The organism is Actinoplanes derwentensis (assembly GCF_900104725.1).
Lineage (GTDB): Bacteria > Actinomycetota > Actinomycetes > Mycobacteriales > Micromonosporaceae > Actinoplanes > Actinoplanes derwentensis.
On sequence record NZ_LT629758.1, the window covers coordinates 10,452,233 to 10,472,738 of the forward strand.

Genomic DNA, 20,506 nt, shown 5'->3' on the forward strand with positions numbered 1-20,506 from the left:
ATCATGAAATTTCGTATCCTGTTCGCTGCTGTCGCCGCGTTGTCGATAACCGCCTGCTCCACCCCCGAACAGGAGCCGTCGCCCGCGGCCGCCACCGCGATCTCCAGCGAGCGGTGCGCGCAGAACAAGGCCGCCGGCAAGATCACTTACCTGTCCGGCTACCAGTGGCAGGCCTCGGCCTCCATCCTGGAGTACGTGGCGGCCGACAAACTGGGCTACTTCAAGGCGATGTGCCTGGACGTGGACATGAAGCCCGGTACCGGTGACACCAGCCAGAACACGAAGCTGCTGGCCAGCGGGCAGGTGACGGTCAGCCCGGTCAGCCAGCAGGACGTGCTGTCGGCCAACGCGAACGGCATCAAGGTGCAGGGCGTCTCCACGTACTCCCGGGTGGGTCTGGAGATCCTGATGACCATGCCGGAGATCGCCGACCTCAAGCAGCTCGACGGCACCACCCTCGGTCAGAAGGGCGCCATGCCGATCGGCGTGCAGGCGATGCTGAAGAAGGCCGGCGCGGACTACGACTCGATCAAGCAGGTGGTGGTCGGTTACGACCCGTCGATCCTGCCGCGCGGCCAGGTCAAGTCGCTGACCGGTTTCATCTCCAACGAGCCCAACCAGCTCAAGGCGGCGAACACCGAGGTCAAGGTCTGGCGTCCGTACGACTACGACGTGCCCGGTTCGCTCGGCGCGATGGCGGTCAACCCGAAGTTCGCCGCCGAGCACCCGACCGCGGTCCAGGACTTCCTGCGCGCCGGCCTGCACGCCTTCGCCTACTGCGAGACCAACGGCGCCGAATGTGTCAAGGCCGCCGGCGACCTCACCGGTGCGGGTTACGACGAGAAGCACAATCTGAACATCTGGCAGACCGAGGTCGAGGTGATCCGGGAGACCCTGAAGGCCGGCACTCCGCTGGGCACCATCGACACCGGCAACGTGCAGTCGCTGGTGGCGCTGCTCAACACCTACGGCAAAGCCGACATCGACCCGGCGACCGGCGCAGGCGAATTCAACACGTCCTACATCAAGGAAATCTACTCCGGCGACAAGCTCGTCTGGCCCGCCCCGTAATTCCCGCAATCGAAGAGGTATCGATGTCCGACAAAGAGTACGGGGTGTTCCTGCCGATCGGTAACGGCGGCTGGATGATCTCCGAGACGGCTCCGCACCCGGAGGCCACCTACGCCTACAACCGCAGGGTGGCGGTCGACGCGGAAGCCATCGGCCTGGACTTCATCATGTCGATGGCCAAGTGGAAGGGCTTCGGCGGCACCACCGACCACTGGGGCCAGACCCTGGAGTCGATGACCATGATGTCGGCCCTGGCCGAAGCCACCAGCCGGGTCAAGATCTGGGCGACCATGCACGCCAACATCCACCACCCGGCGATCGCCGCGAAGATGTACACCACCCTCCAGGACGTCTCCGGTGGCCGGGCCGGGATGAACATCGTCAACGGCTCGTACGCCGCCGAGTTCCAGCAGATGGGCCTCTGGGACGAGGCTCTGTCGCACGCCGACCGGTACCGGATGACCGAGGAGTGGACCGAGGCCGTCAACCGGCTGTGGACCGAGGACAGCGTCACCATGAAGAGCGACTTCTTCACCCTGGAGGACTGCGAGTCCCGGCCGCACCCGGCCAGCCGGCCGACCATCATCAGCGCCGGACGGTCCGACCGGGGACGCGAGTTCCAGGCGAAGTACGCCGACGGCGCGTTCCTTAGCGCCGACAGCCTCGACCAGATGCGCGACTTCTCCCGATCCGTCCACGACCGGGCCGCCGAGCTGGGACGGCAGTGCAAGACGTACTCGATGCTGACCGTCGTCCTGGACGAGACCGACGCGGCCGCCGAGGCCAAGGCCAAGGCCTACTCGGCGGGGCTGGACAAGCAGGCGCTGATCGGGATGCGCACCTCCTGGGGCATCCCCGCCGACGTGGCCCGCGCCTGGGCCGACGGGGCGACCGGGGCCGAGGCGTTCCAGACGCCGTACGTCACCGGCAGCCCCGACACCGTCCACGCCCACATCCGGCAGATCGTCGACACCGCCGAACTGGACGGCCTGATGCTGATCTTCCCCGACTACCACGCCGACATGATCCCGTTCGGCGAGACGGTCCTGCCCCGGCTGCGAGCCGACGGATGACCGAGTTGCGGGAATCCCAGCTGGCCGCGCTGACCGGCCGGCCGGCCCTGGTCGTCGTCGACGTCCAGCGGTCCTTCGCCGACCCCGAGGTCATCGCCGAGTACGGAGCGGACCTGCCCACCGTCGCCGCCGCGGTCGAGACCGTCGCGGAGCTGGTTGCGGCAGCCCGCGACAACGGCGTGCCGGTGGTCTGGGTGGCGCTCGGCAGCGATCCGGACCGCCCGTGGAAGGCCAGTGCCTGGCTGCGCCACGGCGACCCGGCCGCACCCTACGGACCGGACGAGCCCTGCGTACTCGGCACTCCCGGCGCCGACTGGTGGCAGGTCGCGCCCGCCGACGGTGAGATCCGAGTGGTCAAGCGTGGCTACAGCGGTTTCCTCGGCACCTCGCTGGAACTGCTGCTGCGGCAGGAGGGCATCGGCTGGCTCGCGGTCTGCGGCCTGACCACCGAGTGCTGCGTGGCCGCCACCGCCACCGACGCGTTCCAACTGGACTGGCCGGTGCTGATCCCTCGGGACGCGACCGCCGCGTACGACACCGACCTGCATCAGTCCGCACTGGACCAACTGGAACTCAACGTCGCCGTCCTCACCGACGCGGCCGAACTCACCAGCCTGTGGAAGGGGGTGCCCGCATGACCGGGATGCATCTCGCGTTCGATCTGTCGTTCACCCACACCGAGGGCCGCTGGGCACGCCGTGGCTCCTGGGTCGGCACCGACTTCCCGGACCCGCGGATCTACATGGAACTGGCCCGGACCGCCGAACGCGCCGGGATCGGCATGCTGTTCTTCGGCGACGGCACCGGCATCCCGGATACCTGGCGTGGCTCGATCGACGCCGCCGTGGAATGGGGCGTGCAATGGCCTCGGCACGACATGAGCCCGATCATCGCGGCGATGTCCACGGTGACCGACCACATCGGGTTCGGCCTCACCTACTCGTCGACGTTCATGCACCCCTTCTACACCGCCCGCCTGCTCAACTCGCTCGACCACGTCACCGGCGGCCGGATCGCGTTCAACGTGGTCGCCTCCACCCGCAGCGCCGACGCCGCCAACTACGGCTTCGACAAGCTGATGGCCCACGGCGAGCGGTACGAGCGGATGGAGGAGTTCATCGACGTCTGCCAGGCGTTGTGGGCGTCGGTGGCGCCGGACGCGGTGATCCGGGACCGGGAGACCGGGCGGTTCGCCGACCCGGCCAAGGTCTCCCGGATCGACCACCACGGCAAATACTTCGACGTACGCGGCCCGCTGCCCAGCATCCCCAGCCCGCAGATCGCCCCGATGCTGGTCCAGGCGGGCAACTCGCCCCGGGGCATCGCCGCCTCGGCCCGTTTCGCCGACCTGGTGTTCGGGTTCGGCGGCAGCGTCGCCTCCCAGCAGCGGCACCGTACCCTGCTGGACGCCGCGCTCACCACCGGCGGCCGTGACCCGGCGAAGGTCGGCATCCTGTGGGCCACCCAGGTGATCGTCGGCCGTACTCTCGACGAGGCCCGTGCCCGCCGCGACGAGGTGCTCGCCTTCTGGAGCGAGGAGGCGGTCGGCGCGTTCCTGTCACACAACGCCGGCATCGACTTCTCCAAGCTGCCCGCGTCGTTCCCGCTCGGTGAACTGCGCCAGCAGGCCGAACAGGCGCAGGCGTCACCGTCCGGGCTGATCGGCACCCTCCTCGCCGAACACGGCGAGGACTACCAGATGAGCCGTACCGAGTTCTTCGAACACGGCTGGACCAGCGCCACCGGCCTGGACCACACCGTGATCGGGGACCCGGCGGCCGTCGCCGACCACCTGGAGGAGAACTTCGCGCAGACCGGGGAGCGGGGCGGCTACATGCTGTCCAGTCCGCTGGCCATGCCGTCCGGGCTGGCCGACGTCGCCGAACTGCTCGCACCGGAACTGCGCCGCCGCGGTGCCCTCGCCCCGCGCTACCCGGGCCGGACCCTGCGCGAGAACCTGGCGATCTGATGAAACCCCCGGCCGCTTTCGAACAGACCGTGCTGATCTGCGCACTCATCGGCACCGCCCAGATGACCTGGGGTGTCACGGTGCCGGTGCTGCCGCTCTACCTGGACGAGTACGGGATCGCTGTCGGTGTGCTCGGCCCGGTGGTGGCCGCGTTCGCGGTCGGCCGGGTGATCGCCAACGTCCCGGCCGGGCTGGCCCTGCGGCGGCTGCCGGCCCGTGCCTACCTGTGGGCCGTGATGCTGGCGCTGGTCGTCGTCACGGCCCTCACCGGCCTGGCCGGCTCCACCGCCACGCTGCTCGGCTTCCGCCTGGTCGCCGGGGTGTTCGGTGGCGCCGCGGTGACCATCGGGTTCGCTCTGCTCGTCGCCGGAGCCCCGGCCGGGCGGCGCGGCTCGGTGATGGCCACCGCCACGGTGGTGCAGATGAGCGCGGGCGCGGCCGGAGCGGTCCTCGGCGGCTCGGTGGTCGGGCTGGTCGGCCCGGCGTGGACCTTCGCGATCGCCGCCCTGCCCGCGGTGGCCTGCCTGCTCTGGGACGCGGCCCGTCCGGCGCGTCTCTACTGGTCGGCCCCGGTCGCGGCGGCCCCGTCCGCCGCGCCGGCTTCGGGTTCGGGTGCCCGGAACCCGAACCGGGCGCTCCTGGTGGCGTTGTGCGGACTGTCGTTCGCCACCTTCCTGGTCCGGTTCGCGGGGGAGCAGGGCCTCGTTCCGGTGCTCGCCTACGACAGCGGTGGCCTCACCCCCTTCACGCTCGGGCTGGCCACCGCCGCCGGGACGATCGCCAGCCTGGCCGCGATGCCGCTGATCGGCCGGTGGGTGGACGGGGGCGCCCGCAACAGCCTGATGCTGCCCGCCGGAGTCGCCGGGGCGATCGCGCTGGCGGCTCTCCCCCTGTTGCACGCGCCCCTCGGGTTCAGTGCGGCGATCGTGGTGTACTCGCTGGCTACGAGTGTGATGGGGGTACTCCCGGGGGTGGTCACCGGCGAAGCCTTCCCGGCGGATGCGGCCGGTGCGGTGATCGGCCTGACCCGGACCGCGGGTGACGTCGGCGCCGCTGTCGGGCCACTGGCCGTCTTCGGCGTCGCCGGTCTGGCGGGCGACCTGGCCGCCTGCGTTCTGCTGGGAGTGGTCTTCCTGGCGGCCGCGCTCGCGATGACCGGGGCCCTGATCCGGCGCCCGGTTCGCCCGCTGGTGGAGGTGCCGTGACCGTGATCATCGGCGAGGTCGTGCACGGTGCGGGGCGGGGCCGGCCGATGGGCTTCCCCACCGCCAATCTGGACGTGACCGATCCCGGGTCACTGCCGCCGGACGGTGTCTACTTCGGCCGGTTCACCGTTGACGGCCGTACCGATGCGGCGTTGGTGTCGATCGGCACCAACCCGACCTTCGGCTCCGGCGCGCGCAGTGCCGAGGCCTACGTGCTGGACCGGGACGAGGACATGTACGCGAAGACCGCCCGGGTGGAGATCGTCACCCTGATCCGCGGGCAGACGCGGTTCCGGGACGCCGCGGCGCTGGTCGACGCGATGCGCACCGACGAGCGGTACGCCCGGCGGCTCGCCGGCGGTGAGACAGTGGAGGAGTTGCCGTGGTCCCCCTGATGGGCACGAGATCGCCGGTGTGTGGACGTAGGGTGGTACCCATGTCTGACGGCGACGAACGTGGCTGGCGCCGTTTCGGCCCGGAGAGCATCGAGCGCGCGATGCTGCTGGCACTGGGTGACGAGTTCGGTGTCTCGCTGCGGCCCCGCTCGATCGACCTCGGGGACGGCACCCGCCTGGAGATCGAGGGCGCCGACGAGGGCTGCGATCTGCTCGTGCAGATGGTCGGCAACCAGGGCACCTTCCGGTCCCTGCACCGCAACAAGGTGATGGCCGACATGTTCAAACTGACCTGGCTGCGCAGTGCGATGTTCCCGGAGAGCCGGGCCGTGCTCTGTGTCAGCGAGACCGTCGCTCAGGTCTTCACGCCGTCCGGGTGGACCACCCGGGCCGCCCGTGACCTGGGCATCGAGGTGTGGATCTTCGACGCCGCCGGTAAGCCGGCTCCGTTGCAGCACGCCTGACCCCGTTGATCTCCGCAGGATTCCCCGGTCTCATCCCTAACCGATGTGCCTGGCGACCATTCCGGACGGCTCCGCGGTAGCTGAAATTCCCGGCAACTGTGAAGGAAAGTCATGAGAATCGCGATCGTGGTGGGCAACCCCAAGCCCCGCTCCCGAACCTTGGCGGTGGCCGAAGCCGTCGCCGGTGTGCTGCCGGGCGACGTCGTCGAGACGATCGATCTGGCCGACCACGCTGAACGGCTGTTCACCTGGGGCGACCCGGTCCTGGACGAACTGACCGCCAAGGTCGCCGCCTGTGACCTGCTGGTCGTGGCGTCGCCCACCTACAAGGCCACCTACACCGGGATGCTCAAGGCGTTCCTGGACCGCTACCCGAGCAACGGCCTGGCCGGCGTGGTCGCGGTGCCGGTGATGACCGGTGGCGCGCCGGACCACGCCCTGGCCGTCGAGGCGTACCTGCGCCCGCTGCTGGTGGAGCTCGGTGCCTCCGTACCGACCCGGGGTCTTTATCTGGTGATGTCCCGGATGGCCGAGCTGACCGAGATCACCGCGGCGTGGGCGGCCGAGAACACGGCGGCCCTGAATGTCTGACCAGTCCCGCGCGCGTGAGTTCCGCCGTGTCCTGGGCGGTTTCGCCTCCGGCGTCACCGTCGTCACCGCCGTCGTCGACGGCGTCCCGGTGGGGCTGACCTGCCAGTCCTTTTTCAGTCTGTCGCTGGATCCGCCGCTGATCGCGTTCTCGCCGTCGCGCACCTCGCAGTCGTACCCGCTGATCCGGCGGGCCGGCGCGTTCTGCGTCAACATCCTGGAAGCCGGTCAGGAACAGTTGTGCCGCCAGTTCGCCCGCAGCGGCACCGACAAGTGGCAGGGCGTCGGCTGGCGTCCCGGTGTCACCGGCAGCCCGGTCCTGGACGGCGTGCTGGCCAGCATCGACTGTGAACTGGAACGCGACCTGGAGACCGGCGACCACTACCTGACCATCGGCCGGGTCGTCGACCTGGAGAGCACCCCGGGCCGCCAGCCGCTGCTCTTCTTCAACGGCGCCTTCGAACGCCTCCAAGCCGCCTGACCCGCCCTACGTGCCGAGTCGTTGTGCTCAACTCGGCACGTGGGGGCTCCGGGTCAGTCGAACTCCTCGATGTACTCCTCGGTGGGGCCCAGTTCCGGGCGGGCGCGTAGTTCCAGGACACCGCCCGGTTGATCCAGTTCCAGGACCGTGACGGTGTTGGCGCCGGGACGCAGCAGCGGGGCCGGGCAGTAGAGGGTGACCTGCGGGCCGATCTTCCAGTACCGGCCGAGCAGGAAGTCATTGATCCAGATCAGGCCGCGCCCGGAGCCGGGCAGGGCCAGGAACGTGTCGGCGGGTTCGGGGACGTCCAGGTCGCCGGTCCAGAAACCCGGGCCGCTGTCCTCGACGGACCCGGCTGTGGTCATCGAGGACAGGTCGGCGGCGGTCCACTCGGGGACCGGGATCGGGGCGTTCACCCAGTTCTGCACGATGCGACGATCGAGCAGCACCGGGCCGAGCAGGCCCTTGTGCGCGCCGACACCGGGGCCGTAGTTCACCCGGCCCAGGCTCTCCACCAGGATCTCCAGCCGGACCGGGGTGCCGGTGCCCCGGATCGGGACGGTTCCGGTGCCCGGTCCGACAGTGCCGAGCAGGTGGCCGTCGGCGAAGACGAGTGCGATGTCGCGTACGTCAGCAAGGGTCACAGTGTGGTCGCCGGCCGGGACCCGCGGATGTGCCGTGTGCAGCGCGAATCCCGCGTCCAGGCCCATCTTCTCGAAGGAGGCCGGCCGGGTCGAAGACGACACCTGTGCCGTGCCGTGCCGCAGAGCGGCGAGAAGACCCGAGGTCTGCCGCAACGTCACGGTCCGTGGGGCCAGGGTAGGCGATCGCGGTGGTACGCGTAACTCGCCCCGCGCCCCCAGCACCTCGCGCATCGCCCAGAACTTGGGAGTCAGCGTGCCGTCCTCGGCGATCGGCGCGTCCGAGTCGTAGCTGGTGATCGTCGGCTGCAGGACCCCGCCGGTCTCGTTGGCGCCGGCCCACAGCCCGAAATTGGTGCCGCCGTGTGCCATGTAGATGCTGACGCTGCCGCCGTCGGCGACGATGCCCCGCAGGGTGCCGAGCGCGCTGTCGACGCCGCGCACGTGGTGGCGTTCGCCCCAGTGGTCGAACCAGCCGTTCCAGAACTCGGCGACGATGAACGGCTCGCCGTCGCGGCGGGCGGCGAGCAGGGCCCGGGCGGCTTCCGGTTTGGAGCCGAGGGTGGCGGCGGCGAGGGTGCCGGGCAGGGTGCCGCCGTCGAGCATGAGTTCGGTGGGGCCGTCCGCGGTGAACAGCAGTTCGGTGATGCCGCGGTCGGTCAGCGCGTCGCGGTTCCAGCGCAGGTAGGCGTGGTCGTCACCGTAACTACCGAACTCGTTCTCCACCTGCACGGCGACGATCGGCCCGCCATTACCTGCCTGAAGTACGGCTAGCCGAGGGATGAGCATGTCAAACCAGCGACCGACCGGCGTAGTGAACCCGGGGTCGGAACTCCGCAACGCGACGTCACGCCCGGTGAGCCAACTGGGCAGCCCACCGTTGGACCATTCGGCGCAGATGTACGGCCCGGGCCGCACGATCGCGTCGAGCCCCTCCGCACCGATCATCTCGAGGAACCCGGCCAGGTCCCGCCAACCTTCGAAGTCCGGTGCCCGGTCCGATCGCGGCTGGTGGAAGTTCCACGGCACGTAGGTGTCGACGGTGTTGAGGCCCAGGTCGGCGAGCCGCCGGATCCGGTCACGCCACAGCCGCGGGTGGACCCGGAAGTAGTGCAGGGCGCCGGAGAGGATCTGGTGTTCGGCGCCTCGCCGATACAGCCGGCGACCGGACCAGGTGAGCGCCGTGGTCTCCGGCGCGGAAAGCTCGATCACGGCGCGAGCCTATGTTATCGATGCCATCCGTAACAACGGCAGTATTATCGACCGGCACCGAGCAGTGGGAGGGCGCATGAATGGCGGACGGCAGCCGAGCATGGCCGACGTGGCCCTGGCGGCCGGGGTCTCGGCGCAGACGGTGTCCCGCACGCTGCGCGGCTCGCCCAACGTCAACCCGGAGACGAAACAGCGGGTGCTGGCCGCCGTCGAGCAGCTCGGCTACCGGTTCAACAACGCCGCCAAGATGCTCTCCTCCGGGCGCAGCCACACCATCGGCCTGATCGTGCTGCAGTCCGGCGGCTACTACTCCCGCTCGGCGGTCACCGCCGGTGTCGAGGCCGCCGCCGGCGAGGCGGGGTATGCGGTCAGCATCGCGACCATAGCCCGCCTGGACACCGGACTGATGGAGCGGGCCCTGACCAAACTCGCTGATCAGGGCGTCGACGGCATCGTGATCGCGGTGCCGCTGATCTCGGTGACCCAGAAGATGGAGGACATCACCCGGGACATCCCGACGGTCACCGTGGACGGCTCACGGACCGCCGGCGCCCGGGTGCTCGGGATAGACCAGCGGGCCGCCGGCCGGGTCGCCACCCAGCACCTGCTCGACCTCGGGCACCGCCAGGTCTGGCACGTGGCCGGGCCGGACGAGTGGATCGAGGCCCGGCAGCGCCGGGAGGGCTGGCGGGAGTGCCTGGCCGCGGCCGGGATCGAGACGCCGCCGGTCCTGGAGGGCGACTGGTCACCGGCGTCGGGGTACCGCCAGGGGCAGATCCTGGCGATGATTCCCGAGGTCACGGCGGTTTTCGCGGCCAGTGACGAGATGGCCTTCGGGATCATCCGGGCGCTGCGCGAGCGGGGCCGTTCGGTGCCCGGCGACGTGTCGATCGTGAGTGTGGACGACATCGAGCTGGCCGCCTACTGCGCGCCGCCGCTGACCACGGTCCGCCAGGACTTCTACGCCTCCGGCGCGGCCGCGGTCACCCTGCTGCTGCAAGGGGCCGGGGAACCGGAGATCGAACCACCGTCGCTGTCGGTGCGGGAGTCCACCACGGCACCGCGGGTCACTGATCGATAACTAGGTCTTGCGTGTTCATGTTATCGATGCCACCGTAACAACATCCGGCCCGCCGGATCGGTTCTAGCACGGATGACGTGGCATGCCCCGGCCACGGGAAGGACCACATAGACATGAAGAAGTCACTCGCCATCGCCGCCGCGGCGGTCACGGCGCTCGGCCTTCTGGCCGGTTGTTCGGGTTCGGACACCGAGGAAAAGAAGAAACTGAGCGTCGCCGCCCTCGAAGGCGGATACGGCAAGGACATGTACACCCAGGTCATCGCGGCGTACAAGGCCAAGCACCCGGACCTCGACGTTCAGTTGCAGATCTCGAAGAGCATCGAGGACGAGATCAGCCCCAACATGAAGGCCGGGAAGTTCCCCGACGTGGTGGTGCTCGGACAGGGCCGCAAGGCCGGGCTGACCGAGACGCTGATCAAGGACAAGGCCCTCGAAGACCTGACCCCGGTCCTGGCGACGGTCAAGGACCGGCTGACCGAGGGCATCGTCGGCAACCTGAACACCGACCCGTACGGCGACGGCAAGACCTTCCTGATGCCGATGTACTACGCGCCGACCGGCCTGTTCTACAACAAGGGCCTGTTCACCAAGAACGGCTGGACGGTCCCGGAGACCTGGGATCAGATGTGGACCCTGGCCGAGGACGCCAAGGCCAAGGGGGTCGCGCTGTTCACCTACCCGACCGCGGGTTACCTGGACTCCTACTTCTTCTCGCTGCTGGCGGGGGTCGGTGGCGAGCCGTTCTACACCGACGTGATGACGTACAAGCAGGACGTCTGGAAGACCCCGCAGGCCAAGCAGGCGCTGGACATCACCACCAAGCTGCTGAGCTACGCCGCACCGACCACCGTCGGGTACGCCAACGAGCAGGACTTCACCAAGAACCAGCAGAGCATCCTCGACAACAAGGCGCTGTTCATGCCGAACGGCACCTGGATCGTCGGCGAGATGAAGGACGCCCCGCGCGCCGAGGGCTTCGAGTGGGGCCTCACTCCGCTGCCCGCCGTCACCGCCGGGACCAAGCGCTACCTGACCACCTCGGTCGAGTCGGTGTGGATCCCCTCGGCTGCGAAGAACAAGGATGCCGCCAAGGACTTCGTCGCGTTCCTCTACTCCGACGAGGCCGCGAAGATCTTCGCGGCGTCCAACGCCATCCAGCCGGTCAAGGGCATCGCGGCGAGCGTGCCGGCCGAGAACGCCGGATTCTTCAAGCTGTACGAGGACCCGAACGTCGCCGCTCTGGTCGGCGGGTTCGCCAGCACCGCCCCGGTCGAGGGGGTCGACATCAAGGCCGTCCTCTTCGACACCGCGAACAGCATCATCAGCGGTGACAAGACCGAGGACCAGTGGCAGACCGCGCTCCAGGACGCGAGCGAAAAGCTGCGCCAGGCCGGAAAGTGACCCGGAAGCCAGACCGGAAGATGACCCGGAAGACAGGCAGGCAAGTGAGCCGGAAGCCCGGCGACGGCCGCTTCGTCGCGCTCTGCCTGATCCCGGCGCTGGCTCTGTTCGCGCTGTTCATGATCTGGCCGACCGTGAACGTGTTCCGGATGTCGCTCTACACCTGGAGCGGCTTCTCCCCGGACATGCGGTTCGTCGGGCTGGACAACTTCGCCAAGCTGCTCGACGACCAGCAGTTCCTCCGTGCCTTCCAGAACACCGTCGCCCTGCTCGTGGTGGTCACCGTGATCACCATGGGCATGGGCCTCTTCCTCGCCGCGATCATGACGAGGCAGAACCTGCGCGGGCGCAACCTCTACCGGTTCGTGTTGTACATCCCCAACGTCCTCAGCGTGGTGGTGATCGCGGCCGTCTTCTCGGCGCTCTACGACCAGGAGAACGGCCTGATCAACGGCACGCTGCGGGCGCTGTCCCTGGACGGGTTGCAACTGGTCTGGCTCGGTGACCAGAAGGTGGTCCTCTGGTCGGTGGCGATCGCGATGGTCTGGCAGTCGCTGGGCTACTACATGGTGCTCTACATGGCGAGCATGTCGAGTGTCCCCGAGGAGTTGTACGAGGCGTCGTCCCTGGACGGTGCCTCGGCGTCCCGCCAGTTCTTCGCCATCACCCTGCCGCTGATCTGGCAGAACCTGCGCACCACGCTCACCTTCTTCGTGATGAGCGCGGTAAACCTCAGCTTCGTGCTGGTCCGCGCGATGACCGGCGGCGGACCGGACGGATCCAGCGAGGTACTGCTCAGCTACATGTACAAACAGGCCTACACCAATTCGTCGTACGGGTACGGCATGGCGATCGGTGTCGTCATCTTCATGTTCTCCTTCCTCGTGTCGCTGCTGGTGAGCCGCGCGACCCGGCGTGAACCCCTCCAGTTCTAAAGAGGCCTTGGTATGACGCACAAGCTGGGCCGGGGCCTGACGTACGCGCTGGTCAGCGTGATCGCGCTGCTCATCGCGGTGCCGGTCGCCTGGGTGCTGTTCGCCTCGGTGAAGACCAAGGGCGAGTTCTACGGCAGCCCGTGGGCGCTGCCCGGGGCGCTGCACGTCCAGAACTATGTGGACGCGTTCGTCACCGCGAAGATGGGGCAGTACTTCCTGACCTCGGTGCTCGTCACCCTGTTCGGGCTGGTCCTGGTGCTCGCCGTCTCGGTGCCGGCCGCCTACGTGGTGGCCCGGTACGACTTCCGCGGCAAGAGCCTGGTCGAGGTGCTGCTGATGGCGGGCCTGTTCATCAACGTGAACTACATCGTCGTCCCGATCTTCCTGATGCTCGTCGACTGGGACCGGGCGCTGATCGACGTGCTGCCGGACGGGTTCTTCATCGACAACCCGGCCATGCTGTCGCTGGTGTACGCGGCCACCTCGATCCCGTTCACCATCTACCTGCTCACCGCGTACTTCCGGACCATCCCGAAGGAGTACGAGGAAGCGGCCGCGCTGGACGGCGCTTCCCGGTTCCGGATCATGACGCGGGTGATGCTGCCGATGGCCCGCCCGGCGGTCACCACGGTCATCCTCTTCAACTTCCTGGCGTACTGGAACGATTTCATCATCTCGCTGACCCTGCTGCCCGGTGACGGTAAGACGCTGCAGGTCGGCCTGCTCAACCTGATGACCGCGCAGAAGGCCGCCGCCGACTACGGCCGGCTCTACGCCGGAATGGTCATCGTGATCGTCCCCGTCCTGATCGTGTACGCCCTGATCCAGCGCAAGCTGATCGAGGGCATGGCCGCCGGTGGGGTGAAGGGCTGACATGTCATATCTGATCGTCGCCGCGCGGACCGTCGTCGTCGGAATCTGTCTCGGCCTGGTGATCGGCTACCGCGCCGACGTCGGCTGGACCGGTCTCGGAATCATGCTGGCCGCCCTGCTCGGGCTGCTCGCCGTCCTCGCGTCCTACAACCGGAGGTACCGGTGAACGACAAGCTGATCGCGGTCCGGCCGAGCGCCCGCCAGCTCGCCTGGCAGCGGATGGAGTTCTACGGCTTCGTGCACTTCGGGATGAACACGATGACCGGCCGGGAGTGGGGCGACGGCACCGACCGCCCGTCGGTCTTCGACCCGGCCGCCGTCGACGCCGATCAGTGGGTGGCCGAGCTGAAGAACGCCGGGATGACCGGCGTGATCATCACCGCCAAGCACCACGACGGCTTCTGCCTGTGGCCGACCGCGACCACCTCGTACTCCGTGGTGTCCTCGCCCTTCCGCGGTGACGTCGTCGGGCTCGTCGCCGAGGCGGCCCGCGCCCACGGCCTGAAACTGGGGATCTACCTGTCGCCGTGGGACCGCAACAACGAGTCCTACGGCACCGGCAAGGGCTACGACGATCTGTACGTCGCCCAGCTCACCGAGTTGCTGACCGGCTACGGGCCGGTGTTCACGGTCTGGCTGGACGGCGCCAACGGCGAGGGGCCCAACGGCAAGGTGCAGGAGTACGACTGGGACCGGTACTACGCCGTCGTGCGTGACCTGCAGCCGGACGCCGTGATCAGTGTCTGCGGCCCGGACGTGCGCTGGTGCGGCAACGAAGCCGGCGAGACCCGCCCCGACGAGTGGAGTGTCGTCCCGCGCGCGCTGCGCAACGTCGAGCGGATCGCCGCGAAGTCGCAGCAGATCGACGACGGCGAGTTCTCCCGCCTGGTCCGCAGCGACGACCAGGACCTGGGCAGCCGGGCCGTCCTGGCCGGTTGCGAGGACGACCTGGTCTGGTACCCGGCCGAGGTCAACACGTCGATCCGGCCCGGCTGGTTCTACCACTCCGCCGAGGACGACGCGGTCCGTACGCCGGACGAACTTTTCCAGATCTACCTCAAGTCGGTGGGCGGCAACTCGACGTTCCTGCTCAACGTGCCGCCCGGACCGGACGGCCGGATCCACGACGACGACGTGGTGGCGCTGCGCGGGCTGGGGGAGCGGATCGCTGACTTCCGGGCCCGTGCGATCCCGGCCACCCGAGGCGGCGACCTGACCCTGCACCTGCCCGAACCGCGGGCCGTCGAAGCGGTGGTCGTCGGCGAGGACATCACCCAGGGGCAGCGCGTCGAGAACCTGGTGGTACACGGCCTGGTCGACGGCGACTGGACCGTGCTGGCGTCCGCCCGGTCGGTCGGTCACCGGCGCATCCTCACCTTCGACCCGGTCACCGTCGAGGCCGTGTGGGTGGAGATCCGCGAGACACGTGGTGAACCGGTGATAAGCCGGCTGGAGGCGATCGGGGCGGCCCGGTGAAACGGTGGGCGTTCCTCGTCGCGGCAGTCGTCGTCGCGGCCCTGGTAACCGGCGTGATCCTGCTGAACCGGCCGGATCGGGTCGCCACCCTGAACGGGCACCCGATCACCCAGGACGAACTGGTCTTCCACATGGATCGCCTGGAACGCACCACCTCGGGTGACTCGCCGCTCAGTGACCGGGTGCTCGACGAGATCAAGCACGACAAGACGCTGTGGCTGCTGGCGCAGGAACAGGGGCTCGTCGACTCGGTGGACCACGCTGATCTGCTCGCCTCGCTCGACGAGGAGAACAAACGGCGGGCCCGGACCGCCGCCGAGGGTGGGGTCGTGCACGGGCTCGTCGAGTTCGGTGCCGAGGAGTACTACGCGCACCGGCTCGCCGAACTGACCACGGCACTGCGCCAGGCTCTGAGTGATCAGTTGCCGGTCACCGACGCCGAGGTGCGGGCCGCTTTCGACGCCGACAAAGCGCAGTGGAGTGCGAACGCGACTGTTTACACGTACCGCGAATTGGTGGTGCCCGAAGCTCTTGATCTTGAAGTTGTCGCCTCTCGTCTCGCCACTCTCGCGACCGTCACCGTGCGTGGGGAGAGCCGGCACGACCAGGATCTCCTGGCGGTGCTCAGCGCACTGGGGCCGGGGCAGATCTCCGCCCCGGTCATCGGCGCCGGCCAGGTCACCTACTACGAGCTGACCGGCCGGACGGTGGATGAACGGGCGGCGTTCGCCACCTACGCGAGCCGGATCCGGCAGTCGCTCGTGGAAGAGAAGTTCCAGCAGTTCCTGCAGCGCCGGGTGGACGGGGGCGACTTTCGGGTCGACACCACGGCGGTCGAAACCATCAACGCAGAGGATGGGAACGGATGAGAAAAGGGTTGATCGCCCTGCTCACGGCGATCGTCGCGGTGCCACTGGTGCCGGGAACTCCGGCTGCGGCCGCTGTCGCCCTGTCGTGGCCGGGCGACAGCGCGAACCAGACCGGCGGCAAGGACTACTACCTGGACGCCACCGGCGGGCGGGACACGGCGGCCGGGACCACGGCCGCGACCGCTTGGAAGACTCTGGCCAAGGCGAACGCGACCACGTTCCAGCCCGGCGACCGGATCCTGCTCAAAGCCGGGGAGACCTGGCAGAACGAGCAGCTGTGGCCGAAGGGTTCCGGCTCCGCCGGGAAACCGATCACGATCTCGGCGTACGGTACGAGCAGTAAGCGGCCATATATCGCGACAAACGGTAACGTGCCCAGTCCGTTTCTCGCCAACGGCACCAAGAACCCGCAGACCGTCGGCCTGACCGGGGCGATCGTGCTGCGTAATCAGCAGTACTTCGCGATCAACAACGTCGAACTGTCCAACGACAACGACTTCAATACGAACATCACGACCGGTACATATGTACGCGACGGTATCGCCGTGTCGATCAATGCTGATCTGCTGCCGGCCGGTGCCGACAACGTGATGGACTACTTCCGGATCAACGACGTGTACGTGCACGACCTGGACGGGCCCAGCAGCTGGCAGAAGATCCACTACGGTGCGGTCAACTTCCAGGTGTTCGGCGCCAAGTCCTACAAGGAGTACTCGGCCGCCGGCTGGTACTTCAAAGACGTACGTATTGAGAACAACACGTTCATCAACGTTGAGTTGCACGCGATCCAGATGGCGTTCAACTGGTTCAACGCCGACGGGACGGCAGCGGGTCAATACGACGAGGCGGGCAAGTTCCACGAGGGCTGGGAGCAGCTCTGGGTCCGCACTCGGGACCTCTACAGCCGGGACGTGTACGTCGGCCACAACTACTCCGAGAGCATCGGCCAGGGTGCCATCCAGCTCGCCAACCTGCTGCGGGCGACCGTCGAGTACAACGAGGTCAACGGCTTCCTGGAGCGGTACGACGCGGTGTCCTGCGGGCTCTACCTGTGGGCCGGCGCCGACTCGGTGATGCGGTTCAACGAGGTGTACGGCGGGCCCGCCAACGAGTACGACGGCACCCCGTGGGACCTGGAGTACACCAACTTCAACGTCACCTACGAGCACAACTACTCGCACGACAACGCGGCCGGGTGGATGGCCTACATGGGCAACAGCTCCAACTCGGTGGCGCGCTACAACCTCAGCGTCAACGACAACGGGGTGCTCGTGAAGAACATGCTGTCGACGAACTACTCGCCGACCTATTTCGCCAACAACACCTTCGTGTACGACGGCGCGGCCATGGACTACGTGCACGACGAGACGTTCCTGAGCCGCGTCTACTTCCTCAACAACGTCTTCCACAACACGTCCACCACGACGGCTACCCCCTGGTACCGCCGGACCGGAGCACTACGGCAGGCGGTGTTCTCCAACAACGCCTACTACGAGGCGAGCGGCACCCACTCGGCCCAGGAACCGGCCGACCCGCGCGGAGTGCGGACCGATCCGCGCTTCACCGGAGACCCCACCGCCCGCGTGGACGGGGAGGGCATCCGTACGGCGGCCCAGCGTTTCGTCCCCCGCGCCGACTCCCCACTGATCAACGCCGGGCGCTACAACCCGCACCTGGGTTCGGCGGACGCCCTCGGCACCCACCTCTACTACGGTCCGGCCCCCGACATCGGCGTCGTCGAGACCCCGGCCGGCACGAAGGTCGAGAACCCGGTGGACACCGACCCGATCGAGGAACAGGACGGCACCCGGGTCAACCTGGCCCTCGGCAAGCCGGTCACCGCCAGCTCCACCCACTCCGGCGCGGGCGGCACCCTCGGCGCGGTCAACCTGACCGACGGGAACCTGTCCACCCGGTGGGCGGCCGCCGACGCCGCGACCTACCCGATCACCCTGGACATCGACTTCGGTAGCCCGGTCACCTTCGACCAGGTCTACCTGGACGAGTACACCGACTCGGGCACCAACCCGCGGGTCTCGACGTTCAACCTGCAACGCTGGGACACCACCACCGGGGCCTGGGCGACGATCGCGTCGCTCACCGGCGGCATCGGCCACGACCGGACCGTGACCGGGTTCGGCACGGTCACCAGCAGCCGGTTGCGGGTCGCCCTGACCAGCAAGATCGCCTCCGAGCAGTACACCCCGACGATGACCGAGATCGCGGTCTATCAGTCCTGATCAACATCGGTCAGCGCGTCCCGGACGAAGGTCTGCCCGTCGGCGCGCAGCAGTAGGAAGGTCGGGACGGTGCGGGTGCCGTCCGGATTGAACGAGACCTGCCCGGACACCACGGTGGTGTCGGTGGCGGCCAGTGCCTCGCGAACAGCCGAGGGCCGGTCGTCACCGGCACGCCGGATCGCGTCGACCGCCACCCGCACGGCGTCGTACGCCTCCACTGTCGACGGGCCCGGCGCGGAACCGAAAGCCGCCTGATAGCGGGCCGACCAGTCGCCCAGTTCCGGCATCAACTCGGGGAACAGCAGCGCCGTGCCGTACACGCCGGTGCTCTGCGCCCCGCTCAGATCGGCGAGCAGCGGCCCGTCGGTGGCACCGTCACCGACCACGATCCGGCCGGTGAAACCCTGCCCCCGCAGATCCTTGATGAGCTGGTTCGCCTCGGCGTAGTAGCCGGTGAAGTAGACGGTGTCGGCCTTACCGGCGATCACCGTGTCCGCGATCCGCCGGAAGTTGGGCGCGCCCTGGCTCAGCTTGATCTCCTCAGAGATCACCACCGCTTTGGTACGGGTGGCCACGGCGACCGTCTCGTCGGCCAGGGTCAGCGGGAAGCTGGTGCCGTCGTGCACCACCGCCAGGCGTCTCCCACCGAGCCGCTTGATCCGGTCGACGGCGAACTCGGCCTCGGCGGCCACCGTCCCGCACATCAGGAAGACACTGTCGTACTTCGGTTTGATCAGGTCCGTCGAATTGGCCTGCGAGATCACCATCGGGATCCCGGCGTCCCGGAAGATCCGCAGGGTCGGCACCACGGCGCTGCTGCAGTACCCGCCGACCGACACCACGATGCCGTCGTCGACGATCTGCTGAGCCGCCGTCACCGCGGTACCCGGATCACAGGCGTCGTCCGCGACGACCATCTCGACCGGCCGGCCCAGCACCCCGCCCGCCGCGTTGATCTCCTCGACCGCCAGTTGGGCACCGTTGCGCATCGCCTCACCCGAATGACTGCTCCGGCCGGTCAACGGCAGCAGCGCGCCCAGCCGGACCGTCGCCGCCTCCGACGCGGTGGGTTCGCCGCTCTCCTCCGCCGATCCGCAGGCTGCCAGCGTGACCGCCGTCAGCAGAACGGTCAGTAATCTCCGACCCGGCACCCGAGGACTCCGTTCGACCCGTTCGATCCGTTCGCGCGGTTCGGCAACCTGTTCGGCGTACCGCCGCTTCGCCTGAGAGGTTTTCCGCACCGGATCGCCGCGAGCGCGGGAGGTTTCCCTGGCCGGAACGCCGCGAGCGTGGGAGGTTTTCCTCACCGGAACGCCGCGAGCGCCGATCAACCGGATGTGACCCGGACCAACCGTCGGTACAGCGTGCTGATGCCCGTCGCGCTGGCCGCCGTCCTGCTCACCCTGGCCGCCTACGTCATCCAGGGCACCGTGCACACCACCCGCGCGACCAGCCAGCAGGGCGACGCGCTGGTGGTCGACATGCTGTTCACCGAAGCCCGGATCGCCGTCGCCATGCAGGAGGTCAACCTGCGGCACTACCAGGTCGAACCGTCGGTCGCCGTCAAACAGCGCTTCGACCAGGTCGCCGCCGGTGCCGACCGGGTGCTCGCCGAAGTCGCGGGCAAGAACGACCAGCAGGCCCGCGCCGACGCCGGCCGGCTGCGCGCCGCCCAGACCCGGTACCGCAAGCTCGCCGAACAACTCATCACCATGGTCGCCGACAGTGACCCGGAATCCATCCAGCTCGACCGGCTCGAGGTGACACCCGCGTTCTACTCCCTGCAGAACGACGTCGACGAAGTGTCCCGCGCCTACCACGAGTACGCCCAGCAGCAGGTCAGTGCGTTACGGCTAACCCAGGTGCGGCTGCTGTTCGGCACGTCGGCCGGGTTCGCCATCGGCCTGATCCTGGTCGCGATGATCCTGAAGATGGTGGTCGGCTACCAGCGCCGCCTCGTCGACCAGGCCACCGAGAGCCGGCACCGCTCCCTGCACGACCCGCTGACCGGCCTGCCCAACCGCGACCTCTTCCACCGCGAACTCAGCCGGTCACTGGCCGCCGCCCCGGTCGCCATGATGGTCATCGACCTGGACGGTTTCAAAGCCGTCAACGACACCCTCGGCCACCAGGCCGGCGACCTGCTGCTGATCGAAACCGGCCGGCGCCTCAGCACCACCGTCGCCGACCACGGCCTGGTGTCCCGCCTCGGCGGCGACGAGTTCGCCGTGCTGCTGCCCCACGCCACCCTGCCCGAAGCCGCCGAACTCGCCGGCGAACTGGTCGCCGTCCTGCGCCACGAATTCCTGCTGAACGGCAGTCCCGCAACGATCAGCGGCAGCCTGGGCATCGCCCTGGCCCCGGCCGGAGCCGACGGCGACGAACTGTTCCGCCACGCCGACGCCGCCATGTATCACGCCAAGACCACCGGCGGCGGCGTCGCCACCCACGACCCCGACCACCACACCCGGGACGCCCAGAGACGCGCCTCCTGACGAGGAGGACTTCTTTCTATAGCATATTCGCGATA

20 protein-coding genes are annotated in these 20,506 nt (G+C 68.5%); 18 read left to right on the forward strand and 2 right to left on the reverse strand.

Annotated features, from left to right (window positions below):
* The first annotated feature begins 3 nt into the window (after positions 1-3).
* The 9 genes from BLU81_RS46655 to BLU81_RS46695 all read left to right on the forward strand — a co-directional run bounded on the left by BLU81_RS46655 (position 4) and on the right by BLU81_RS46695 (position 7,246).
* The gene (locus BLU81_RS46655) at positions 4-1,071 is read left to right on the forward strand and encodes an ABC transporter substrate-binding protein (protein ID WP_092556094.1); all 1,068 of its coding nucleotides are present in this window, start codon (positions 4-6) and stop codon (positions 1,069-1,071) included.
* Between the two features lie 23 nt (positions 1,072-1,094).
* Positions 1,095-2,144, forward strand: a complete 1,050-nt coding sequence (locus tag BLU81_RS46660; protein ID WP_092556096.1) for an LLM class flavin-dependent oxidoreductase — start codon at positions 1,095-1,097, stop codon at positions 2,142-2,144.
* Positions 2,141-2,782: a cysteine hydrolase family protein gene (locus BLU81_RS46665; RefSeq protein WP_092556098.1), complete on the forward strand. Its 642-nt coding sequence runs from the start codon at positions 2,141-2,143 to the stop codon at positions 2,780-2,782. The genes BLU81_RS46660 and BLU81_RS46665 overlap by 4 nt, the downstream gene beginning before the upstream one ends.
* Positions 2,779-4,113: an NtaA/DmoA family FMN-dependent monooxygenase gene (locus BLU81_RS46670; RefSeq protein WP_092556100.1), complete on the forward strand. Its 1,335-nt coding sequence runs from the start codon at positions 2,779-2,781 to the stop codon at positions 4,111-4,113. The genes BLU81_RS46665 and BLU81_RS46670 overlap by 4 nt, the downstream gene beginning before the upstream one ends.
* Complete coding sequence (locus BLU81_RS46675; RefSeq protein WP_092556101.1) at positions 4,113-5,318, forward strand: MFS transporter; 1,206 nt, start codon at positions 4,113-4,115, stop codon at positions 5,316-5,318. Before BLU81_RS46670 ends, BLU81_RS46675 begins: the two co-directional genes overlap by 1 nt.
* Positions 5,315-5,713, forward strand: a complete 399-nt coding sequence (locus BLU81_RS46680; RefSeq protein WP_092556103.1) for a riboflavin kinase — start codon at positions 5,315-5,317, stop codon at positions 5,711-5,713. Before BLU81_RS46675 ends, BLU81_RS46680 begins: the two co-directional genes overlap by 4 nt.
* 41 nt (positions 5,714-5,754) lie before the next feature.
* Entirely contained in the window at positions 5,755-6,177 is a 423-nt protein-coding gene (locus BLU81_RS46685) for a hypothetical protein (protein WP_092556105.1), read from the forward strand.
* 111 nt (positions 6,178-6,288) lie between these two features.
* Positions 6,289-6,768, forward strand: a complete 480-nt coding sequence (locus tag BLU81_RS46690; protein ID WP_092556107.1) for an NADPH-dependent FMN reductase — start codon at positions 6,289-6,291, stop codon at positions 6,766-6,768.
* Entirely contained in the window at positions 6,761-7,246 is a 486-nt protein-coding gene (locus BLU81_RS46695; protein ID WP_092556109.1) for a flavin reductase family protein, read from the forward strand. Before BLU81_RS46690 ends, BLU81_RS46695 begins: the two co-directional genes overlap by 8 nt.
* A 53-nt stretch (positions 7,247-7,299) precedes the next feature.
* Here BLU81_RS46695 and BLU81_RS46700 read toward each other — a convergent pair whose 3' ends face one another.
* Entirely contained in the window at positions 7,300-9,099 is a 1,800-nt protein-coding gene (locus BLU81_RS46700) for a glycoside hydrolase family 35 protein (protein ID WP_092556111.1), read from the reverse strand.
* A 76-nt stretch (positions 9,100-9,175) separates the two neighbouring features.
* Here BLU81_RS46700 and BLU81_RS46705 point away from each other — a divergent pair, with 76 nt between their 5' ends.
* From BLU81_RS46705 to BLU81_RS46735, 8 genes are all read left to right on the forward strand, one after another.
* Positions 9,176-10,180 (forward strand): LacI family DNA-binding transcriptional regulator, encoded by a 1,005-nt coding sequence (locus BLU81_RS46705; protein ID WP_092556113.1) that lies wholly within the window; start codon positions 9,176-9,178, stop codon positions 10,178-10,180.
* A gap of 113 nt (positions 10,181-10,293) precedes the next feature.
* A complete protein-coding gene (locus BLU81_RS46710; protein ID WP_092556115.1) occupies positions 10,294-11,583 on the forward strand; it encodes a carbohydrate ABC transporter substrate-binding protein in 1,290 nt (429 codons plus the stop codon).
* A 44-nt stretch (positions 11,584-11,627) separates the two neighbouring features.
* Entirely contained in the window at positions 11,628-12,518 is an 891-nt protein-coding gene (locus BLU81_RS46715; RefSeq protein ID WP_231953861.1) for a carbohydrate ABC transporter permease, read from the forward strand.
* 12 nt (positions 12,519-12,530) lie between these two features.
* Complete coding sequence (locus BLU81_RS46720) at positions 12,531-13,391, forward strand: carbohydrate ABC transporter permease (protein ID WP_092556117.1); 861 nt, start codon at positions 12,531-12,533, stop codon at positions 13,389-13,391.
* A gap of 1 nt (position 13,392) precedes the next feature.
* Positions 13,393-13,557, forward strand: coding sequence for a DUF6903 family protein (locus tag BLU81_RS49020; RefSeq protein ID WP_157752105.1), 165 nt, complete (start codon positions 13,393-13,395; stop codon positions 13,555-13,557).
* A complete protein-coding gene (locus tag BLU81_RS46725) occupies positions 13,554-14,867 on the forward strand; it encodes an alpha-L-fucosidase (protein ID WP_197686075.1) in 1,314 nt (437 codons plus the stop codon). Before BLU81_RS49020 ends, BLU81_RS46725 begins: the two co-directional genes overlap by 4 nt.
* The gene (locus BLU81_RS46730) at positions 14,864-15,736 is read left to right on the forward strand and encodes a peptidylprolyl isomerase (RefSeq protein WP_092556119.1); all 873 of its coding nucleotides are present in this window, start codon (positions 14,864-14,866) and stop codon (positions 15,734-15,736) included. Before BLU81_RS46725 ends, BLU81_RS46730 begins: the two co-directional genes overlap by 4 nt.
* A complete protein-coding gene (locus tag BLU81_RS46735) occupies positions 15,733-17,976 on the forward strand; it encodes a discoidin domain-containing protein (protein WP_092556121.1) in 2,244 nt (747 codons plus the stop codon). Before BLU81_RS46730 ends, BLU81_RS46735 begins: the two co-directional genes overlap by 4 nt.
* Here the strand turns inward: BLU81_RS46735 and BLU81_RS49025 are convergent.
* Positions 17,967-19,127, reverse strand: a complete 1,161-nt coding sequence (locus tag BLU81_RS49025; RefSeq protein WP_157752106.1) for a branched-chain amino acid ABC transporter substrate-binding protein — start codon at positions 19,125-19,127, stop codon at positions 17,967-17,969. The two genes, BLU81_RS46735 and BLU81_RS49025, sit on opposite strands and share 10 nt — an antisense overlap.
* A 219-nt stretch (positions 19,128-19,346) precedes the next feature.
* On the opposite strand from BLU81_RS49025, the gene BLU81_RS46745 reads away from it, so the two are divergent.
* The gene (locus tag BLU81_RS46745) at positions 19,347-20,471 is read left to right on the forward strand and encodes a GGDEF domain-containing protein (protein WP_092556125.1); all 1,125 of its coding nucleotides are present in this window, start codon (positions 19,347-19,349) and stop codon (positions 20,469-20,471) included.
* The last annotated feature ends 35 nt before the right edge of the window (positions 20,472-20,506 follow it).